Raw genomic sequence first — 18,194 nt, 5'->3', positions numbered from 1 at the left:
GCGGGTGGTGGTTCGGGCTGGGTTCGTCTCGCTGTGAGGCGGGTGGTCGCTCGATGCGGCTGGGGCTCAGCTGGGTCAGGTGGTGGCTCGGGTTTCGCCGGGAGTCAGGGGGGTGGCTCGGGCGCGGCGGCGGCGCTTGGCGGCGTCGCCGCGCTCCAGCCACCACTCGGCGAACAGCAGCGGCAGCACCCAGCCCAGCCAGGCGCTCAGCGCGCCGACCGTGGCGGCCAGCAACGCCTGGTCGCCGTGGAAGGTGGTGTCGAGCTGCGGTGACAGCGAGATGACGAACACCGCGCCCCACAGGCGGTTGGTGATGATCGACATCGTCAGGGCGAAGCTGCGGATCATCCACCTGCGGTGATCGACGAACCTGCGCTGCCTGGCCATCCGCCAGCCGGCCAGGGTGCAGCCCAGCCAGAGCAGCGCCAGCACCACCCCGCTGGCCCTGGTCACCGGGCCGAAGGGCGTGGCCAGGCTGACCACCAGTCCCAGCAGGCCGCCGGGCAGGCAGCCGCCGAAGACGTACACCCGGCCGATGATGCGGTGCGCCCGCGGGTGGCGGGCGCGGAACCACGGCCAGACCTGCAGACAGCACGAGATCATCGCGATCGAGCCGAAGATCACGTGCAGGGAGAGCACCGCGAAGTGCGGCGGGAAGAAGTCGGGCGCGGGCACCCGCGACCGGCTCGGGTCCAGCGACAGGTAGGGCGGCAGCGAGAAGGCGACGAACGCGATCGCCACCACCACGAGTGGAGCCACCCACGGACGCCGCCACCAGCGTGGCCCGGACGTCGTGGGCTTGGGAGTCTCGGTGAGTGTCATGAGCGACACGCTCGCGCCCGGCGCTGACCGCGGGCGTACCGTCCGCTGACCGTGTGCCCACCGTGCACCCACCGTGCGCCGACCGCTTGTTGCCGCGACGACGACCGTATTGGTCACCCGATGGGCGGACCGAGGGGTGGGGCCAATAAAGTTGACGCACGGGTAACGGCTTGACCTGCTGGGGGTCGGCGGAGACGCGAAGGGTCGGCTAATTCATGACGGTGACGAATCAGGGCGAAGCCATGCCCGAAAACGGCGGCGGCATCGGGCGGCGCGAGATGCTCGGCGTGGCGGGGGTGGCCGCGTGCGGGCTGGCGCTGGCCGGCTGCGGGGCGGGGGACGCCAAGGCGCAACCGGCGTCGAGCATCAAGGGCAAGGTGCTCGCCAAGACGGCGGACGTGCCCGTCGGCGGCGGCACGATCGTGCAGGAGTGGCGGATCGTGATCACGCAGCCCACGAAGGGCGTCTACAAGGCGTTCAGTGCGGTCTGCACGCACAAGGGATGCACGGTGGGCACGCCGAAGGACAACGTCATCACGTGTGCGTGCCACGGCAGCGAGTTCGCCGCCGACAGCGGCCAGGCCACCAAGGGGCCCGCGACCGCGCCGCTGACGGTCTACCAGGTCAAGGTGGAGGGCGACGGCATCGTCGTGGTCTGAGGACGCGGCCTGAGAGCGGGTCTCAGGATGGGGCGCGCGTTCAGAGAACGCGGGCTGAGGATCGTTCTGATGGCGCGGGCTGAGGTCGGCGCTCGTGGTTCGCGGGGCAGGCCGGGGAAGGCTTTTTCTGGGTAATTGTGCGTGGTTTCCGGGATTGGGGGCGTGCAGGCTGAACCGGTGCGGGGGCACCGGCCGTACCTGCATGTGAGACCGAGACCTGGGAGGACGCACCATGACAGAAACGACGCGCCGGACGGTCATGCTCGGCGCCGGAGGCGCCGGGCTCGCGGCGGTTCTGACGGCGTGCGCGAGCTACGGTTCGCCGACGACGGCGGCGAACGAGGCGCCGGCCGCCGAGGAAACGGCCGGTGGGGAGCCGTCGTCGGAGCCCAAGAAGAAGGTGAAGAAGAAGGCCAAGGCGCTGGCCGACACCGGCGACATCCAGGTCGGCGGCGGCGCGGTCTTCAAGGACCAGAAGGTCGTGGTGACGCAGCCGACCGAGGGGGAGTTCAAGGCGTTCACGGCGATCTGCACCCATGCGGGATGCACGGTCGCCAGCGTCTCGGACGGCACGATCAACTGCCCCTGCCACGGCAGCAAGTTCAAGATCGAGGACGGTTCGGTCGCCGACGGCCCCGCCGGCGCGCCACTCGCCGAGAAGAAGATCACCGTGGATGGCGACAAGATCAGACTCGCCTAATCCCCGTCTCATGAATTTCTCACCTGCCTCCGGTTGGGTGGGAGGCATGGGAGATGACCTTCGAAGCCGTCGGGCAGTGATAGCGGGTGTGGGCGCGGGCGGGCTGGCCCTGGCGATCAGCGCCTGCGGCGGAAGCACCGAGACCCCGGCGGCCACCGCCCCCGACGCGGGCGGCCAGTCGAGCGCGGCCCAGCCGGGCGCGTCGCAGTCCAGCGCCCCGCAGGCCGGCGGCGCGCTGGCCAAGACCGCCGACATCCCCGTCGGCGGCGGCACGATCTTCAAGGACCAGAAGATCGTGGTGACGCAGCCGACGGCGGGCGAGTTCAAGGCCTTCAGCGCGATCTGCACGCACAAGGGCTGCCCCGTGGGCAGCGTCGCGGACGGCGCGATCGTGTGCCCGTGCCACGGCAGCAAGTTCAACATCGCCGACGGCTCGGTCACCGATGGGCCGGCCGACAAGCCGCTGGCCGCCCAGCAGATCAAGGTGGAGGGCGACCAGATCACCCTGGCCTGACCGCCGGCGTGATGCATGGCTTGACCCGAGAACGCGGTGAGCCCCGTCGTGCCGTCCGAAGGCTCGGCGGGTCACCTTGTCGGTGGCGCCTACTAGTCTTTGACCGTGGCGAGAGCAGCGGGCAGCCCCTTGAGTTTCCGGCCCAGACCAGGTTCGATCCCCGAGTCGCCGGGGGTCTACCGGTTCAGGGACGCGCACGGCCGGGTGATCTACGTCGGCAAGGCCAAGAGCCTGCGGCAGCGGCTCAATTCCTACTTCGCCGACTTCTCCGCGCTGCATCCGCGCACGCAGTCGATGCTCACCACGGCCGCCGACGTCGACTGGACCGTCGTCGGCACCGAGGTCGAGGCGCTGCAGCTCGAATACTCCTGGATCAAGGAGTTCGACCCGCGCTTCAACGTCAAGTACCGCGACGACAAGTCCTACCCCTACCTCGCGGTGACGATGGGGGAGGACTTCCCGCGCGTCCAGGTCATGCGGGGCGCCAAGCGCAAGGGCACCCGCTACTTCGGCCCCTACTCGCACGCCTGGGCCATCCGCGAGACCGTCGACCTGCTGCTGCGCGTCTTCCCGGTGCGCACGTGCAGCGCCGGGGTGTTCAAGCGGGCCGGGCAGATCGGCCGTCCGTGCCTGCTGGGCTACATCGACAAGTGCTCGGCGCCGTGCGTGGGCCGGGTGACCCCGCAGGAGCACCGCGAGCTGGCCGAAGACTTCTGCGACTTCATGGCGGGCAACACCACCCGCTTCATCAAGCGCCTTGAGAAGGACATGCGCGAGGCCGCCGCCGAGCAGGAGTACGAGCGGGCGGCCCGGCTGCGCGACGACATCCAGGCGCTGCAGCGCGCGCTGGAGAAGCAGGCCGTGGTGCTCGGCGAGGCCACCGACGCCGACGTGATCGCGCTGGCGGAGGATCCGCTGGAGGCCGCCGTCCAGGTGTTCTACGTGCGCGGGGGCCGCATCCGCGGTCAGCGGGGCTGGGTGGTCGACAAGGTCGAGGAGACCTCGCCCGGCGAGCTGGTCGAGCAGTTCCTGCTGCAGATGTACGGCGAGGCCGGGCCCGAGTCGATGCCGCGCGAGGTGCTCGTGCCCGCGCTGCCGCCCGACGCCGAGGCGGTCGCCGAGCTGCTGACCGAGCAGCGCAGGGCCCGGGTCGAGGTGCGCGTCCCGCAGCGCGGCGACAAGAAGGCGCTGATGGAGACCGTCGAGCGCAACGCCAAGGAGTCCCTGGCCCAGCACAAGATCCGCCGCGCCGGCGACCTGACCACGCGCAGCAAGGCGCTGCAGGAGATCGCCGACGCGCTCGACCTCGACCAGGCGCCGCTGCGCGTCGAGTGCTACGACGTCTCCCATCTGCAGGGCGAGAACGTCGTGGCGTCCATGGTGGTATTCGAGGACGGTCTGGCGCGCAAGAGCGAGTACCGGCGCTTCGCCATCAAGACCAAGGAGGGCGACGTCGCCTCGATCCACGAGGTGATCATGCGGCGGTTCCGGCGCTACCTGGAGGAACGTTCGGCCACCGGCGAGCTGGCCGCCGAGGACGACGACGGCCACGGGCCCATCGACCCCGAGACCGGCAAACCGCGCAAGTTCGCCTACCCGCCCAACCTGGTCGTCGTCGACGGCGCGGGCCCCCAGGCGGCCGCCGCGCAGCGGGCGCTCGACGAGCTCGGCATCGACGACGTCGCGGTGTGCGGCCTGGCCAAGCGGCTGGAGGAGGTGTGGCTGCCCGGCGACGACCAGCCAGTGATCATGCCTCGTTCAAGTGAGGGTCTCTACCTGCTGCAACGCGTCCGCGACGAAGCACACAGGTTCGCCATCACCTACCATCGTTCCAAGAGGTCCAAGTCAGTGAAGGAGAGCGCGCTCGACGGCGTGCCCGGCCTCGGGCCGGCGCGCAGGCAGGCGTTGCTCAAGCACTTCGGCTCCGTCAAGAAGCTACGCGAGGCCAGCGCGACCGAGATCTGCGAGGTTCCCGGCATCGGGCCGGCCCTCGCCGAGGTCATCGTGTCGACGCTGAAGGGAGATACATCGTGAACACCCGCGAGGGAGCGCAGGGTGTCGGCGAACGGAGTGAGGCCATGAGCACCGAGCCGGCGTTCGTCATCGTCACCGGCATGTCCGGGGCGGGGCGCAGCACGGCCGCCAAGGCGCTGGAAGACCTGGGCTGGTTCGTCATCGACAACCTGCCGCCGGGGCTGCTGTTCGCGATGGCGGAGGAGGCGGGCAAGGTCAAGCTGGCCGCCGACAAGGTGGCCGCGGTCGTCGACGTGCGCAGCCTGGCCTTCACCACCGACCTCAACGCGGCCATCGAGGAGCTGGAGGGCCGCGGCGTGCGCGTGCGGGTCGTCTTCCTCGAGGCCAGCGACGAGGAGCTGGTGCGCAGGTTCGAGAACGTCCGCCGGCCCCACCCGTTGCAGGGCGAGGGCCGCCTGGTCGACGGCATCACCCGCGAGCGCGGCATCCTGCGCGAGGTGCGGGCCAACGCCGACCTGGTGATCGACACCTCGTCCCACAACGTGCACGACCTGCGTAACAAGATCGTCGCCTACTTCGGCGGCGATGACCGTCCGGGGCTGCGGCTCAACGTCGTCTCGTTCGGGTTCAAGTACGGCCTGCCGGTCGACGCCGACCTCGTCGTCGACTGCCGGTTCCTGCCCAACCCCCACTGGGTGCCCGAGCTGCGGCCGATGAACGGCCTCGACGCGCCGGTCAGCGACTACGTGCTGGGCCAGCCGGGCGCCAAGGAGTTCCTCGACGCCTACGAGGAGGTCCTGCAGGTCGTCGCCACCGGCTACGCCCGCGAGGGCAAGAGCTACGCGACCCTGGCCGTGGGCTGCACCGGCGGCAAGCACCGCAGCGTGGCCATGGCCGAGCAGGTCGCCGCCCGCCTGCGCGACCGCGGCATGGAGGTCCAGGTCAGTCACCGGGATGTGGGGCGGGAGTGACCCATGAACGTATGGAGGCGGGGCTGCCCCATCCGCTGAACGGCCCCCGCGTGGTGGCCCTCGGCGGCGGCCACGGGCTCTACGCCTCGCTGTCGGCCTTACGGGTCGTGACCGACCGGCTGACCGCGGTCGTGACCGTGGCCGACGACGGCGGCTCCAGCGGCCGGCTGCGCCGCGAGCTCGGCGTGCTGCCGCCCGGCGACCTGCGCATGGCGCTGGCCGCGCTGTGCGGCGACGACGAGTGGGGCATCACCTGGAGCGAGGTCGTCCAGCACCGCTTCCGCAGCGAGGGCGAGCTCCACGGGCACGCCGTCGGCAACCTGCTGATCGTGGCGCTGTGGGAGCTGCTCGGCGACTCGGTGGCCGGCCTCGACTGGGTGGGCCGGCTGCTCGGCGCGCACGGCAGGGTGCTGCCGATGGCCTCGGTGCCGCTCGACATCGTGGCCGAGGTCGAGCTCGACGGCGTCACCTCGACCGTGCGCGGCCAGGTCGCCTGCGCGCTCACGCCGGGCCGGGTGCAGGCCATCTCCCTGGTGCCCGAAGACCCGCCGGCGCGTCCCGAGGCGGTCGCCGCGGTGCACGAGGCCGACTGGCTGGTGTTCGGGCCGGGCTCGTGGTTCACCAGCGTGCTGCCGCACCTGAAGGTCCCCGAGCTGGCCCGCGCGCTGCACGACAGCAAGGCCAAGCGGCTCGTCACCCTCAACCTGGCCCCCCAGCCGGGCGAGACCGACGACTTCTCCCCCCAGCAGCACCTGGAGGTGCTCCGCCAGCACGCCCCCGACCTGGCCTTCGACGTCGTGCTGGCCGACACCGGCGTGGTCGACGACCTCGACGCCCTGGACAAGGCCGCGGCGGCGCTCGGCGCCCGGCTCGTCCTGGCCGACGTGGCCGCCGCCGACGGCTCGCCCCGGCATGACCCACGACGTCTTGCCTCCGTCCTGGACGAGATTTTCCTCCAGAAGCGTTGATCCTGGTCGGCGTGGCGCGAAGGTGCGAGAGACTGGCGGGAGCCGGTCTGAATGGGGGAAGGACTAACGCTTATGGCGATGACAGGTGTGGTGAAGGACGAACTGAGCCGCCTGCCGGTGCTGAAACCGTGCTGCCGCAAGGCGGAGGTTTCCACGCTGCTGCGGTTCGCCAGCGGCCTGCACCTGGTGGGCGGCCGCATCGTGATCGAGGCCGAGCTCGACACCAACGCCACCGCGCGGCGGCTGATCAAGGACATCGGCGAGGTGTTCGGCCACAAGGCCGAGGTGCTCGTGCTCGCGCCGGCCGGGCTGCGCAAGGGCTCACGCTACGTGGTGCGCGTCTACCGCGACGGTGAGGCGCTGGCCCGGCAGACGGGCCTGATCGACAACCACGGGCGCCCGGTGCGCGGCCTGCCACGGCAGGTCGTGGCCGGCGCGGCCTGCGACGCCGAGGCGGCCTGGCGGGGCGCCTTCCTGGCGCACGGCTCGCTGACCGAGCCGGGGCGGTCGATGTCCCTGGAGGTCACCTGCCCGGGGCCGGAGGCCGCGCTCGCGCTGGTCGGCTCGGCCCGGCGGCTGAAGATCCACGCCAAGGCCCGGGAGGTGCGCGGCGTCGACCGCGTCGTGGTCCGCGACGGCGACGCGATCAGCGCGCTGCTCACCCGCCTCGGCGCGCACGACAGCGTGCTGGCCTGGGAGGAGCGCCGGATGCGCCGCGAGGTGCGGGCCACCGCCAACCGGCTGGCCAACTTCGACGACGCCAACCTGCGGCGTTCGGCGCGGGCGGCCGTCGCGGCGGGCGCGCGGGTGCAGCGCGCGCTGGAGATCCTCGGCGAGGAGGCGCCGGACCACCTGGTGGTGGCCGGGCGGCTGCGGGTGGAGCACAAGCAGGCGTCGCTGGAGGAACTGGGCCAGATCGCCGACCCGCCGCTGACCAAGGACGCCATCGCCGGGCGCATCAGGCGGCTGCTGGCGATGGCCGACAAGCGCGCCTCCGACCTGGGCATCCCCAACACCGAGGCCAACCTCACCGTCGACATGCTGGCGCCGTAGCGGGCTCGCCGCCGTGCGGGCGCCCGCGGCGCCGTCCGGGAGACCCCCATCCCGTACGGCTCCGCGCGGTGGCCCGCACGCGCCGACGTCCCCGCACGCCCGTCATGGCCGGTCGTGAGGGCTCACGGGCCGCTCGCCGTGACGAAGCGCGCTGTGGGCCGTCCGACGGCTGCTGAGTGGGCGTCGGTCAGTCCCTGGCGGGCTTGCGCGGCGTGAACAGGTCAGCGGGCGCGGCCTGCTGCCCAGGCGACTGCGCGAGCACCTGCGCGGACGACTGTGCGGGCGACTGGGCTGACGACTGCGCGGACGACTGGGCGGACGACTGGGCGGGCGGTTGCGCGGGCTCGAAGGGCGCCCGGTACTCCTGCCCGGCCTCCTCCGCCGCCTCCTGGGCGGCCAGGGCGGCCCGGTCGGCGCGGCGTACGCGGAAGACGCGCAGCGTGACCAGCAGGAGCGCGGCCACGGCGGCGACGGCGATGTACAGCCACATCTGCCACGTCTGGGTGAGCGGCTCGCGGTAGACCGCCAGGGCGCGGGGGAGTCCCTCGCCGGCGTTGGCCGCCGTGATGTCGCCGATCCGCGGAGAGAAGGGCGTGCCGGTCGCGGAGGTGTGCCGCGCGGCGCCGAGCATGATGGACACGCCCGAGATCTGGCCGCCGGCGACGGCCGCCGCCGCGTACACGGCGGCCACCACCGGCAGCGCCCGGTTGCGCGGGCGGGCCGCGCCCACGGCCACGGCGACCAGCAGCGCGATCAGGAGCGACAGCGTCACCGACAGGGCGTGGCCGTTGCCCAGCGTGGCCACGGCCTTCGGCAGCCGGTCCTGGAACAGCACCGCCAGCCCCAGGACCGCCGCGCAGACCAGCGCGGCGACCAGCCCCGCGATCAGTCCAGGAAGCAGGCCGGACCGCTTATGTGACATCTCAGCCCCCAGAGAATGCACGAATTTACTCCGACGAGTCGGGCACTTTACTCGAAGCTCGCAAATTGTGCCCGCTGAACGGGGATACGCAGGGCGGTACCTGCAGTGGTCTAAACCAATTTGGGTCCGATAGTGTTCGTGGTTGAGATTCAACCGCCATCTGTTCGAGGAGATCGGTTTCCGTGAGCATCCGCGTAGGCGTCAACGGCTTCGGCCGCATCGGTCGCAACTTCTGGCGCGCGGTCGCCGCCAGCGGCAAGGACATCGAGATCGTCGCGGTCAACGACCTGACCGACAACGCGACGCTCGCCCACCTGCTGAAGTACGACAGCATCCTGGGCCGTCTGCCGTACGAGGTGAAGGCCTCCAGCGACGAGATCACCGTCGACGGCAAGGCGATCAAGGCGTTCGCGGAGCGCGACCCGGCCAAGCTGCCCTGGGGCGACCTCGGCGTCGACGTCGTGGTGGAGTCCACCGGCCTGTTCACCGACGCCTCCAAGGCCAAGGTGCACGCCGACAACGGCGCCAAGAAGGTCATCATCTCCGCGCCCGCCAAGAACGAGGACGTCACCATCGTGATGGGCGTCAACGAGGGCGTCTACGACCCGGCCAGCCACACGATCATCTCCAACGCGTCCTGCACCACCAACTGCCTGGCTCCGATGGCCAAGGTCCTCCACGACACCTTCACCATCGAGAAGGGTCTGATGACCACCATCCACGCCTACACGCAGGACCAGAACCTGCAGGACGGCCCGCACAAGGACCTGCGCCGCGCCCGCGCCGCCGCCCTCAACGTGGTGCCCACCTCCACCGGCGCCGCCAAGGCCATCGGCCTGGTGCTGCCCGAGCTCAAGGGCAAGCTCGACGGCTTCGCCATGCGCGTGCCGATCCCCACCGGCTCGGCCACCGACCTCACCGTCGACGTCAGCCGCGAGGTCACCGCCGAGGAGGTCAACGCTGCGGTCAAGGCCGCCGCCGAGGGCCCGCTCAAGGGCATCCTCAGCTACACCGAGGACGAGATCGTCTCCTCCGACATCGTCACCGACCCCCACTCCTGCATCTTCGACGCCGGCCTCACCAAGGTCATCGGCAACCAGGTCAAGGTCGTCGGCTGGTACGACAACGAGTGGGGCTACTCCAACCGCCTCGCCGACCTGATCGAGCTGGTCGGCCGCGACCTGTGAGCGTGACCGAGGCCGCTGCGGGAACAGGAGCATGAGCATGCGCACGCTCGACGATCTCGACGTCAAGGGGCGGCGCGTGCTCGTGCGCGCCGACCTCAACGTCCCGCTCGACGGGGAGAAGATCACAGACGACGGCCGCATCCGCGCGTCGGTGCCGACGATCCAGGCGCTGGCCGGGCGCGGCGCCAAGGTCGTCGTCTGCGCCCATCTGGGCAGGCCCAAGGGCAAGGTCGATCCCGAGTACTCGCTCAGGCCGGTGGCCGCCCGCCTGGGCGAGCTGCTCGGCCAGGACGTCGCCTTCGCCACCGACGTGGTCGGCGACAGCGCGCGGCAGACGGTCGAGGCCCTCCAGGAGGGCCAGGTCGCCCTGCTGGAGAACCTGCGCTACGAGCCGGGCGAGGAGTCCAAGGACGACGCCGTCCGCGGCGCGTTCGCCGAGAAGCTGGCCGGCCTGGCCGAGCTCTACGTCGGCGACGGGTTCGGCGCGGTGCACCGCAAGCACGCCAGCGTCTACGACGTGCCCAAGCTGCTGCCGCACGCGGCCGGCGGGCTGGTCGTGGCCGAGGTCGAGGTGCTGCGCAGGCTGACCGAGGACACCGAGCGTCCCTACGTGGTCGTCCTGGGCGGGGCCAAGGTCTCCGACAAGCTGGGCGTCATCGCCAACCTCCTCACCAAGGTCGACCGGCTGCTGATCGGCGGCGGCATGGCCTACACCTTCCTCAAGGCCCAGGGCCACGAGGTGGGCCGGTCGCTGCTCCAGGCGGACCAGCTCGACCAGGTGCGCGGCTTCCTCGCCGAGGCCGGCAAGCGGGGCGTCGACCTCGTGCTGCCGGTCGACGTGGTGGCGGCCGTCACCTTCGCGGCCGACGCCGAGCACGAGGTGGTCGAGGCCACCGCGATCCCGGCCGACCGCGAGGGGCTCGACATCGGGCCCAAGACGCGCGAGCTGTTCGCGAGCAAGCTGGCCGACGCCAAGACCGTCTTCTGGAACGGGCCGATGGGCGTGTTCGAGTTCGACGCGTTCTCCGGCGGCACCAGGGCGGTGGCCGAGGCGCTCATCGGCTCCGACGCCTTCACGGTGGTCGGCGGCGGCGACTCCGCGGCGGCCGTGCGCAGGCTGGGCCTGCCCGAGGACGGTTTCTCGCACATCTCCACCGGCGGCGGGGCCAGCCTGGAATACCTTGAGGGCAAGACCCTTCCCGGACTAGCGGCTCTGGAGGACTGAGGTGGCCCAGCAGCGCAAGCCGCTCATCGCCGGCAACTGGAAGATGAACCTCAATCACCTTGAGGCCATCGCCCTGGTCCAGAAGCTGGCGTTCGCGCTCAGCGACAAGGACTTCGACAAGGCCGAGGTGGCCGTCCTGCCGCCCTTCACCGACCTGCGCAGCGTCCAGACGCTGGTCGACGGCGACAAGCTGCGCATCGTCTACGGGGCCCAGGACCTGTCCCAGTACGACGGCGGCGCCTACACCGGCGAGGTGTCGGGCGTCATGCTGGCCAAGCTCGGCTGCACGTACGTGGTCATCGGCCACTCCGAGCGCCGCCAGTACCACGGCGAGGACGACGACCTCGTCAACGCCAAGGTGCAGGCGGCCTACCGGCACTCGCTCACGCCCATCCTGTGCGTCGGCGAGGGGCTGGCGGTGCGCCAAGAGGGCGGCCACATCGCGCACAGTCTCGGTCAACTCGACGGCGCCCTGCGCAAAATCGGCGCCGAGCAGGCAAAATCGATAGTGGTGGCCTACGAGCCCGTGTGGGCGATCGGCACGGGCGAGGTGGCCACCCCGGAGGACGCCCAGGAGGTCTGCGGAGCGTTGCGGGTGAGACTCGCGGAGCTCTACGACCCCGAAGTGGCCTCCGCGGTCCGTATCCTTTACGGTGGCTCGGTCAAGTCCGGCAATATCGTGGGGATCATGGCTCAACCCGATGTCGACGGCGCGCTTGTGGGCGGTGCCAGCATCGACGCCGGGGAGTTCGCCAAGATCTGCCGATTCTCCGAATTGCCTGGCTAACTGAGTCGTTCTGAGGGTGCGACTTGACACCAGGCCGTACCCTCAAGAGGCAAGTTTGAATCGTCACGCGTAACAGAGCACTGAAGGAACAGGCATACCGTGGAAATCGGAATCTCCATCGCCCTCATCCTGGCGAGCGGTCTCATGATCCTGCTCGTCCTGCTCCACAAGGGCAAGGGTGGCGGCCTGTCTGACATGTTCGGCGGCGGTTTCTCGTCGAACTTCGGTGGTTCCTCGGTGGTGGAGCGCAACCTCGACCGGCTGACCGTCATCACGGGCACCATCTGGTTCGTCTGCATCATCGCTCTCGGCCTGCTCATGCGGCCTTGAGACAACTGATTAACGCGTGACAGTGATTCTCCCCCCGTGTCACGACGCGGGGCGATCGAGCGAGGAGTTCATCCGTGGGTAGTGGCAACGCGATCCGTGGCAGCCGAGTCGGCGCCGGCCCTATGGGGGAGGCCGAGCGCGGCGAGGCAGCTCCGAGAGTGCGGGTCTCGTTCTGGTGCGCCAACATGCACGAGACGCGCCCCAGTTTCGCCAGCGACGCGGCGGTCCCCGAGATGTGGGATTGCCCACGTTGCGGCCTCCCAGCCGGACAGGACGAGGAGGCCCCGCCTGCCCCGCCCAAGAACGAGCCGTACAAGACGCACCTGGCCTACGTGAAGGAGCGCCGGAGCGACAAGGACGGCAAGGCGATCCTCGAGGAGGCACTGGAGCGCCTGCGCAACAACAAGTCCCCCTGGTAGGCGAGCCGGCGGAAGGGCCCTGGTGCTGGTCACCGGGGCCCTTCGCGCGTCACCGGCCGTGCACCGCCACGCCGTCGACGAACGTCATGCGCACCCGCGTCGTCCAGATGTCGGCCGGGGGCAGCTCGAAGGGGTCGCGGTCGAGCACCACCAGGTCGGCCGGGCGGCCGGGCGCGATCACGCCCGCCGGCGAGCGGTTGATCCAGGCAGACCCCTCGGTGTACGCGCTCAACGCCGTGGCCAGGTCGAGGCGCTGGCCGGGCAGGAACGGCGTCTGCGCCGTCGGGTAGCCCGCGTGCACCGATCCGCCCGGTTCGGTACGGTTCACCGCCACGTGCATGCCCTGGATCGGGTCGGCGTCCGAGACCGGCCAGTCGCTGCCCGCGCAGAACCGGGTGCCGTGCGCCTGGAGATCCTTGAAGGGGTACTGCCACGACGAGCGCGGCTCACCCAGGAACGGCAGCGTCAGCTCGTCCATCTGGGCGTGGTGGGTGGCCCACAGGGGCTGCAGGTTGGCCGTGACGCCCAGCGCGGCGAAGCGCGGCACGTCGGAGGGCTCGATGATCTGCAGGTGGGCGATGTGGTGGCGGTTGGCCGGGTCGGTGCCTTCGAAGCTGTCCAGGGCCTCGCGCACGGCACGTTCGCCGATGGCGTGGAAGTGCACCTGGAAGCCCAGCCGGTCCAGCTCGGCGACGTACTGCTTCAGCTTGCCCGGATCGACGTAGGACAGGCCCGTGCCGCCGCACCGGCAGTACGGCTCCAGCGTCGCGGCGGTGAAGTTCTCCGTGATGCCGTCCTGCATGATCTTGACCGAGGTGGCGGCGAACCGGTCCAGCCGCTCGGCGGCGGCCCGCCTGCGGACCAGGTCCTCGATCTGGTCCTCGCCGCGCGTCCTGTCCCACCACAGCGCGCCCACCACGCGGGCGCGCAGCCGGCCCGCGCGGGCGGCGTCGAGGTAGGTGGGAAGCTGGTCGTCCGAGCCGGCGTACGAGCCGACGATGGCGTCCTGCCAGCCGGTGACGCCCAGCGAGAACAGGTGCTGCTCGGCCTCGGCCAGGGCCCTGGCCTGGTCCTCGGCGGTGGGCCGGGGGGCCAGCAGGCCGACGAGGTCCATCGCGCCCTCGTGCAGGACGCCCGACGGGGTGCCGTCGGCGTCGCGCTCGATCCTGCCGTCGGCGGGGTCGGGGGTGTCGCGGGTGATGCCGGCCAGGTCGAGGGCGCGGGAGTTGACCCAGGCGGCGTGGTGGTCACGCTGGATCAGGTAGGCCGGCCGGTCGAGGAAGTCGAGCTGGGAGCGGTGGGGGAGGCCGTTGGGGAAGGCTGACATGTCCCAGCCTCCGCCGTCGATCCACTCTTTTTCTGGATTTTTCGTGGCGTAGTCGGAGATCTTGGCTATGTAGGTGTCTAGGCCAAAAATCTCTGACAAGTCGCACTTCGCTCGTTCGAGTCCGGCTTGTACTGGGTGCAAGTGCGCGTCGATGAAACCCGGGGTGAGCAGGCCGCCGTCCAGGTCGACGGTGTCGTGGCCGGGGGCGCTGCGGGACAGCTCGCCCTCCGGGCCGACGGCGGCGATCACCCCGTCCCGCACCAGCACGGCGTCGCGCCGCACGGCGCCGCCGATGAAGGCGCCGCCACCACGGAAGAGGATGTTCATGGAGGTTCTCCCTTTTTCAGTGCGGTTCTCAGTGCGGTTCTCAGCGCGGCGTCAGTGGCCGGTGATCAGGTCGGCGAAGCGGGCCAGGGCCGAGGTGCGGGGCATGGAACGCTCCCGGTGATCGGCCACCCGGTACAGGCGGTACATCGCGTGCACCCCCATCCAGCGCAGCGGCTCGGGCTCCCAGGAGCGCACCTTGCGCCCCACCCACGGCAGGGACGTCAGCTCCGTCTCCTCCCCGAGTATGAGATCACGAAGGGTGCGCCCGGCGAGGTTCGTCGTGGTCACGCCGTGCCCGGTGTAGCCGCCGGCCCAGCCCAGGCCGGTCGCGCGGTCCACGTGCACGGTTGAGCACCAGTCGCGCGGCACGCCCAGCACGCCCGACCAGGCGTGCGCGACCGAGGAGGAGCGGGCCGCGGGGAAGAAGTCGACCAGCAGCCGCCACAGGGCCTCGACCGTCCACTCGTGAGTGCGGCCGCGGGCGTCGATGCGGGAGCCGTACAGGTAGGGACGGCCCCGGCCGCCGAAGGCGATGCGGTCGTCGGCGGTGCGCTGGGCGTACATGTAGTAGTGCGCGAGGTCGCCGAGCAGTTCGGCGCCGCGCCAGCCGACCTCGTCCCAGAAGGAGGCGGGGAGCGGCTCGGTGACGATCATGGAGCTGTTCATGGGCAGCCACTGGCGGCGCAGGCCGTTCAGGCGGGCGGTGAAGCCCTCGGTGGCGCGGATGACGTACGCCGCCGTGACCGTCCCGTACGGGGTCACCGCCCGGCCGGGGGCGATCTCGGTGACCGGGGTGCGCTCGTAGACCGGGACGCCGAGGTCGCGTACGGCCCTGGCCAGCCCCTGGGCCAGCTTGGCGGGCTGGATGCGGGCGCAATGGGGGCTCCAGGAGGCCGCCAGGGCGCCCGCCACGCGTACGTGCTCCGAGGGGTCGGCCAGGCGCAGGTCCGCCTCCTCGATGCCCCAGGCGCGGGCGGCGGCCACCGAGGCGCGCAGCCGGTCGGCCTGGGCGGGGGTGCGGGCCACGTTCACCACGCCGCCCTTGACGATGTCGCAGTCGATCGACTCGTTCGCGCAGACCGCGATGACCTCGTCGATGGAGGCGTACATCTCACGCTGCAGACGGCGGGCGTCCGAGCCGTACCGCTCGTGGGAGCCGGCCAGGTCGCCGGTCAGCCAGCCGCCGTTGCGCCCCGAGGCGCCGAACCCGGCGAACTCCTGCTCCAGCAGCACCACCCGGAGCGAGGGGCGGGCCTTCTTGAGGTAGTACGCGGTCCACAGCCCCGTGTAGCCGGCCCCGACGATCGCCACGTCGGCCTGCAGGTCGCCGTCGAGCCGCGGACCGGGCTCCGGCACCCCGGACGAGCGGTACCAGAAGGACACGTCACCGTTGACGAATCCGGACGACAAGGGAACTCGCGCATTCATGGCCCCATATCCTGCTATATCAGGATCAGGTGCCGCATCTCACGACGAAATTCGTGATGAAACCCGTCGTTATCGGGCATGTAACACATCTCGGGCATGCTCCTCCCATGGGATTCTTGCGCATCCGGACCACGGTGGACGAGCGACCCGGACGGCTGGCCTCGCTGGCCTCGGCCCTGGCCGCCAGGGGCGGCAACATCCTCGGCCTGAGCGTCCAGTCCGACGCCGACGGCACGGTCGACGAGTTCGTGGCCGACATCCCGGCCGGCCCTGAGGCCGTGCGCGAGGCGCTGGAGGCCGCCGGCGGCCGGCGCGTCCAGGTGGTGCCCGCCACCGCCCACGAGCTGACCGACGAGCCGACCAGGGCGCTGCTGCTGGCCTCCCGGCTGCGTTCCATGCCCTGGCGGCTGCCCGAGCTGCTGGCCGAGCTGCTGCGCGCGGACGACGCCCGGTGGATCTACGGTGAACCGGTGAGCGATCTCCCCGACCCGACCCTGCTCGTCGTGCCCGTGGCGCGGCGGCGCGCGGTCCGGCTGCGCCGCACCGGGCTGCCGTTCACGCTGACCGAGGCCGCCCGCGCGGCGTCCTTCGCCCGGCTCGCCCAGCCCGCGCCCGGCCAGGCCCCGTCCGAACAGGCCCTGAAACTGGCCGACGGCGCCGAGGTCACCGTGCGGCCGCTCACCACGATCTACCGCGAGGCCGTGCGCGACCTGCACGACAGGTGCTCGCCCGAGGCCCGCAGGTTCCGTTACTTCACCTCGATGCCCGCGCTCCCGCCGCGCACGTTCGACCGGCTCTGCGACCGCGGCAGGGGCTTCTCGCTGGTCGCCGGGCACGACGGCCAGGTCGTGGCGATGGCTAACCTCATGTTCACCCCCGACCCCGGCATCGCCGAGATGGCCTTCCTGGTCGAGGACCGCTGGCAGGGGCGTGGCCTGGGCACCGTGCTGGCCCGGATGCTGGTGCGGCAGGCCCGCGACCTCGGGTACGCCGAGGTCAGGGCCACCCTGCTGGCCGACAACGCGCGGATGCGCGGCCTGCTGACCAGCCTGGGCGCCTCGCTCGGCCGGACCGAGGATCCGGGCGTCGTGGAGGCGCGGCTGCCGGTCGGCGTACGGGCCTCAGCCTAGGCCTTCCTCGGGCTCGCCGGACTCGGCCGGGCCGATGCCCAGGTGGCGCTCGATGCGCTCCAGGCTCTCCTCGATGCGGGTGAGCCGTTCGGCGAGCACCGAGCCGCCGCCGAAGTACACCTCCGTCGGACGTTCCCTGGTGCCGCGGCCCACCCGGTCGAGCAGGCGCTGCCGGACGTCGGCCAGGTCGGCGCCGGTGTCCGCCAGAGCCCGGGCGGCCAGCCCCTCGCCCTCCCTGATCAGCCCGAGCAGGATGTGCTCGGTGCCGATGTAGTTGTGGCGCAGCTGCAACGCCTCGCGCAGGGACAGCTCCAGCACCTTCTTGGCGCGCGGGGTGAAGGGGATGTGCCCGCTCGGCGAGCTGGCCCCGCGGCCCACCTCGCGCTCCACGAAGGCCCGTACGTGCTCCAGCTCCACGCCGCAGCCGTCGAGCACCAGCGCGGCCAGCCCCTCGCCCTCGTGGATGAGGCCCAGCAGGATGTGTTCCGTGCCGATGTAGTCGTGGCTCATCTGCCGCGCCTCCTCCTGGGCGAGCACGACGACCCTGCGCGCACGGTCGGTGAAGCGTTCGAACACCGGAGGCCTCCGTTCGACTGGGGCTGCCTCCACTATGCGCTACAAACCACGCCGTGTGGGGTATTTGTCCTGTGTGGATCTTGACGAGGTGGCCGGCCGCCTCTACGCAGTCCCGCCGGCGGAGTTCACCGCCGCCCGTGCGGCCGAGGTCCGCGCGGCCAAGGAGGCGGGCGACGTACGGCTCTCGCGGGACATCGCGAAGCTGCGCAAGCCCACCGTCTCAGCCTGGGCGGTCAACCGGCTGGCCCAGGAGCACCCCGCCGAGCTGGCCGAACTGCTCGGCGTGGGGGAGCGGCTGCGCGCGGCCTGGCAGGCGCAGGACGCCGAGGCGCTGGCCGAGCTGACCCGGTCACGTGGCGAGGCGACCGCCAAGGTGGCCAGGCTGGCCAGGCAGGCCGGCGGCCTGTCGGCGGCGGCCGCCTCGGAGGTGGACCAGACGCTGGACGCCGCCGTCGTGGACGCTGGAGCCGCCGACCAGGTGCGGGCCGGCCGCCTGGCCAAACCACTCAACTACAGCGGATTCGCCCCCGCCCCCGCCACCACGCCCGCCACCGGGGCGCGTGGGCGGGGGCGGGGCGGGAAGGACGCGGCGGCCGAAGCGCGGGCGGAGGCCGAGGCCAGGCAGGCGCGAGAGGCCAAGGAGGCGAAGGAGGCCAGGAAGGCGAAGGAGCGCGCGGAGGCCGAGGCGGCCCACCGGGAGTGGGCCGAGGCCCTGGAGTCGGTCACCCGCGACCACGACGAGCGCGCCGAGAAGGTCGCCCGGCTGGAACGCAAGCTCGCCAAGGCCCGCAAGCGGCTGGAGGAGGTCCGGCAACGTCTGGAGGTCACGCGCCGCGAGGAGCGTCACGCCCGCCGACGACTGGACTAAGGTGCAC

General features: G+C 71.3%; 18 protein-coding genes and 1 pseudogene. 14 read left to right on the top strand and 5 right to left on the bottom strand.

All coding sequences use genetic code 11. The annotated features are described in order from the left end of the window. Positions 1-75: 75 nt before the first annotated feature. A complete protein-coding gene (locus ABT158_RS44760; protein WP_352364441.1) occupies positions 76-822 on the bottom strand; it encodes a DUF2306 domain-containing protein in 747 nt (248 codons plus the stop codon). Positions 823-1,064: 242 nt separating this feature from the next. On the opposite strand from ABT158_RS44760, the gene ABT158_RS44755 reads away from it, so the two are divergent. The 7 genes from ABT158_RS44755 (at position 1,065) to whiA (ending at position 7,661) form a co-directional block, all read left to right on the top strand. After that, positions 1,065-1,481, top strand: coding sequence for a Rieske (2Fe-2S) protein (locus tag ABT158_RS44755; RefSeq protein WP_352364439.1), 417 nt, complete (start codon positions 1,065-1,067; stop codon positions 1,479-1,481). Positions 1,482-1,740: 259 nt separating this feature from the next. After that, positions 1,741-2,181: a Rieske (2Fe-2S) protein gene (locus ABT158_RS44750; protein WP_352364437.1), complete on the top strand. Its 441-nt coding sequence runs from the start codon at positions 1,741-1,743 to the stop codon at positions 2,179-2,181. Between the two features lie 76 nt (positions 2,182-2,257). Beyond that, on the top strand, positions 2,258-2,695 hold the full coding sequence (locus tag ABT158_RS44745) for a Rieske (2Fe-2S) protein (RefSeq protein ID WP_352364435.1): 438 nt from the start codon (positions 2,258-2,260) through the stop codon (positions 2,693-2,695). Between the two features lie 129 nt (positions 2,696-2,824). After that, positions 2,825-4,729 (top strand): excinuclease ABC subunit UvrC, encoded by a 1,905-nt coding sequence (gene uvrC, locus ABT158_RS44740; protein WP_352323041.1) that lies wholly within the window; start codon positions 2,825-2,827, stop codon positions 4,727-4,729. A 44-nt stretch (positions 4,730-4,773) separates the two neighbouring features. Further along, positions 4,774-5,640 (top strand): RNase adapter RapZ, encoded by an 867-nt coding sequence (gene rapZ / locus ABT158_RS44735; protein WP_352323031.1) that lies wholly within the window; start codon positions 4,774-4,776, stop codon positions 5,638-5,640. 11 nt (positions 5,641-5,651) lie between these two features. Further along, a complete protein-coding gene (locus tag ABT158_RS44730) occupies positions 5,652-6,608 on the top strand; it encodes a gluconeogenesis factor YvcK family protein (RefSeq protein ID WP_352323040.1) in 957 nt (318 codons plus the stop codon). A gap of 72 nt (positions 6,609-6,680) precedes the next feature. Next, the gene (gene whiA, locus ABT158_RS44725; RefSeq protein WP_138714326.1) at positions 6,681-7,661 is read left to right on the top strand and encodes a DNA-binding protein WhiA; all 981 of its coding nucleotides are present in this window, start codon (positions 6,681-6,683) and stop codon (positions 7,659-7,661) included. A 187-nt stretch (positions 7,662-7,848) separates the two neighbouring features. On the opposite strand, the gene ABT158_RS44720 is transcribed toward whiA, so the two are convergent. Further along, positions 7,849-8,583 carry a hypothetical protein gene (locus ABT158_RS44720; protein ID WP_352364432.1) on the bottom strand — a complete coding sequence of 245 codons (735 nt, stop codon included), beginning with the start codon at positions 8,581-8,583 and terminating at the stop codon, positions 7,849-7,851. A 182-nt stretch (positions 8,584-8,765) separates the two neighbouring features. Here ABT158_RS44720 and gap point away from each other — a divergent pair, with 182 nt between their 5' ends. The 5 genes from gap to ABT158_RS44695 all read left to right on the top strand — a co-directional run bounded on the left by gap (position 8,766) and on the right by ABT158_RS44695 (position 12,531). Continuing rightward, positions 8,766-9,770 carry a type I glyceraldehyde-3-phosphate dehydrogenase gene (gene gap, locus ABT158_RS44715; protein ID WP_352364430.1) on the top strand — a complete coding sequence of 335 codons (1,005 nt, stop codon included), beginning with the start codon at positions 8,766-8,768 and terminating at the stop codon, positions 9,768-9,770. A gap of 37 nt (positions 9,771-9,807) precedes the next feature. Then, a complete protein-coding gene (locus ABT158_RS44710) occupies positions 9,808-10,995 on the top strand; it encodes a phosphoglycerate kinase (RefSeq protein ID WP_352364428.1) in 1,188 nt (395 codons plus the stop codon). 1 nt (position 10,996) lies between these two features. After that, the gene (tpiA, locus tag ABT158_RS44705) at positions 10,997-11,782 is read left to right on the top strand and encodes a triose-phosphate isomerase (RefSeq protein ID WP_352364426.1); all 786 of its coding nucleotides are present in this window, start codon (positions 10,997-10,999) and stop codon (positions 11,780-11,782) included. A 99-nt stretch (positions 11,783-11,881) separates the two neighbouring features. Next, positions 11,882-12,112, top strand: a complete 231-nt coding sequence (gene secG, locus ABT158_RS44700) for a preprotein translocase subunit SecG (protein ID WP_352364424.1) — start codon at positions 11,882-11,884, stop codon at positions 12,110-12,112. Positions 12,113-12,186: 74 nt separating this feature from the next. Beyond that, positions 12,187-12,531 (top strand): RNA polymerase-binding protein RbpA, encoded by a 345-nt coding sequence (locus ABT158_RS44695; protein ID WP_082310244.1) that lies wholly within the window; start codon positions 12,187-12,189, stop codon positions 12,529-12,531. A gap of 49 nt (positions 12,532-12,580) precedes the next feature. On the opposite strand, the gene ABT158_RS44690 is transcribed toward ABT158_RS44695, so the two are convergent. Together ABT158_RS44690 and ABT158_RS44685 are read right to left on the bottom strand one after the other, a co-directional pair. After that, positions 12,581-14,185, bottom strand: a complete 1,605-nt coding sequence (locus tag ABT158_RS44690; protein ID WP_352364422.1) for an amidohydrolase — start codon at positions 14,183-14,185, stop codon at positions 12,581-12,583. A gap of 51 nt (positions 14,186-14,236) precedes the next feature. Beyond that, positions 14,237-15,613 (bottom strand): NAD(P)/FAD-dependent oxidoreductase, encoded by a 1,377-nt coding sequence (locus ABT158_RS44685; RefSeq protein ID WP_352364420.1) that lies wholly within the window; start codon positions 15,611-15,613, stop codon positions 14,237-14,239. A gap of 107 nt (positions 15,614-15,720) precedes the next feature. Here ABT158_RS44685 and ABT158_RS44680 point away from each other — a divergent pair, with 107 nt between their 5' ends. Further along, on the top strand, positions 15,721-16,743 hold the full coding sequence (locus tag ABT158_RS44680) for a GNAT family N-acetyltransferase (protein ID WP_352364418.1): 1,023 nt from the start codon (positions 15,721-15,723) through the stop codon (positions 16,741-16,743). 54 nt (positions 16,744-16,797) lie between these two features. Here ABT158_RS44680 and ABT158_RS44675 read toward each other — a convergent pair. Then, positions 16,798-17,319: pseudogene (locus ABT158_RS44675) on the bottom strand (Clp protease N-terminal domain-containing protein); the annotation flags it as partial. A gap of 73 nt (positions 17,320-17,392) precedes the next feature. On the opposite strand from ABT158_RS44675, the gene ABT158_RS44670 reads away from it, so the two are divergent. Continuing rightward, positions 17,393-18,187, top strand: coding sequence for a hypothetical protein (locus ABT158_RS44670; protein ID WP_352364416.1), 795 nt, complete (start codon positions 17,393-17,395; stop codon positions 18,185-18,187). Positions 18,188-18,194 lie beyond the last annotated feature (7 nt).

This window comes from Nonomuraea sp. NPDC001636, from assembly GCF_040298265.1.
Lineage (GTDB): Bacteria > Actinomycetota > Actinomycetes > Streptosporangiales > Streptosporangiaceae > Nonomuraea.
Note: the sequence above shows the minus strand (reverse complement) of the source record. Positions and strands in the feature narration are given on the sequence as shown.

Bases quoted from the DNA above. Each gene is read 5' to 3' on its own strand.
- ABT158_RS44760 (WP_352364441.1), bottom strand. From the start codon at position 822: ATGACACTCACCGAGACTCCCAAGCCCACGACGTCCGGGCCACGCTGG.
- ABT158_RS44755 (WP_352364439.1), top strand. From the start codon at position 1,065: ATGCCCGAAAACGGCGGCGGCATCGGGCGGCGCGAGATGCTCGGCGTG.
- ABT158_RS44750 (WP_352364437.1), top strand. From the start codon at position 1,741: ATGCTCGGCGCCGGAGGCGCCGGGCTCGCGGCGGTTCTGACGGCGTGC.
- rapZ (WP_352323031.1), top strand. From the start codon at position 4,774: ATGAGCACCGAGCCGGCGTTCGTCATCGTCACCGGCATGTCCGGGGCG.
- ABT158_RS44730 (WP_352323040.1), top strand. From the start codon at position 5,652: ATGGAGGCGGGGCTGCCCCATCCGCTGAACGGCCCCCGCGTGGTGGCC.
- whiA (WP_138714326.1), top strand. From the start codon at position 6,681: ATGGCGATGACAGGTGTGGTGAAGGACGAACTGAGCCGCCTGCCGGTG.
- ABT158_RS44720 (WP_352364432.1), bottom strand. From the start codon at position 8,583: ATGTCACATAAGCGGTCCGGCCTGCTTCCTGGACTGATCGCGGGGCTG.
- ABT158_RS44710 (WP_352364428.1), top strand. From the start codon at position 9,808: ATGCGCACGCTCGACGATCTCGACGTCAAGGGGCGGCGCGTGCTCGTG.
- ABT158_RS44690 (WP_352364422.1), bottom strand. From the start codon at position 14,185: ATGAACATCCTCTTCCGTGGTGGCGGCGCCTTCATCGGCGGCGCCGTG.
- ABT158_RS44685 (WP_352364420.1), bottom strand. From the start codon at position 15,613: ATGAATGCGCGAGTTCCCTTGTCGTCCGGATTCGTCAACGGTGACGTG.
- ABT158_RS44680 (WP_352364418.1), top strand. From the start codon at position 15,721: ATGGGATTCTTGCGCATCCGGACCACGGTGGACGAGCGACCCGGACGG.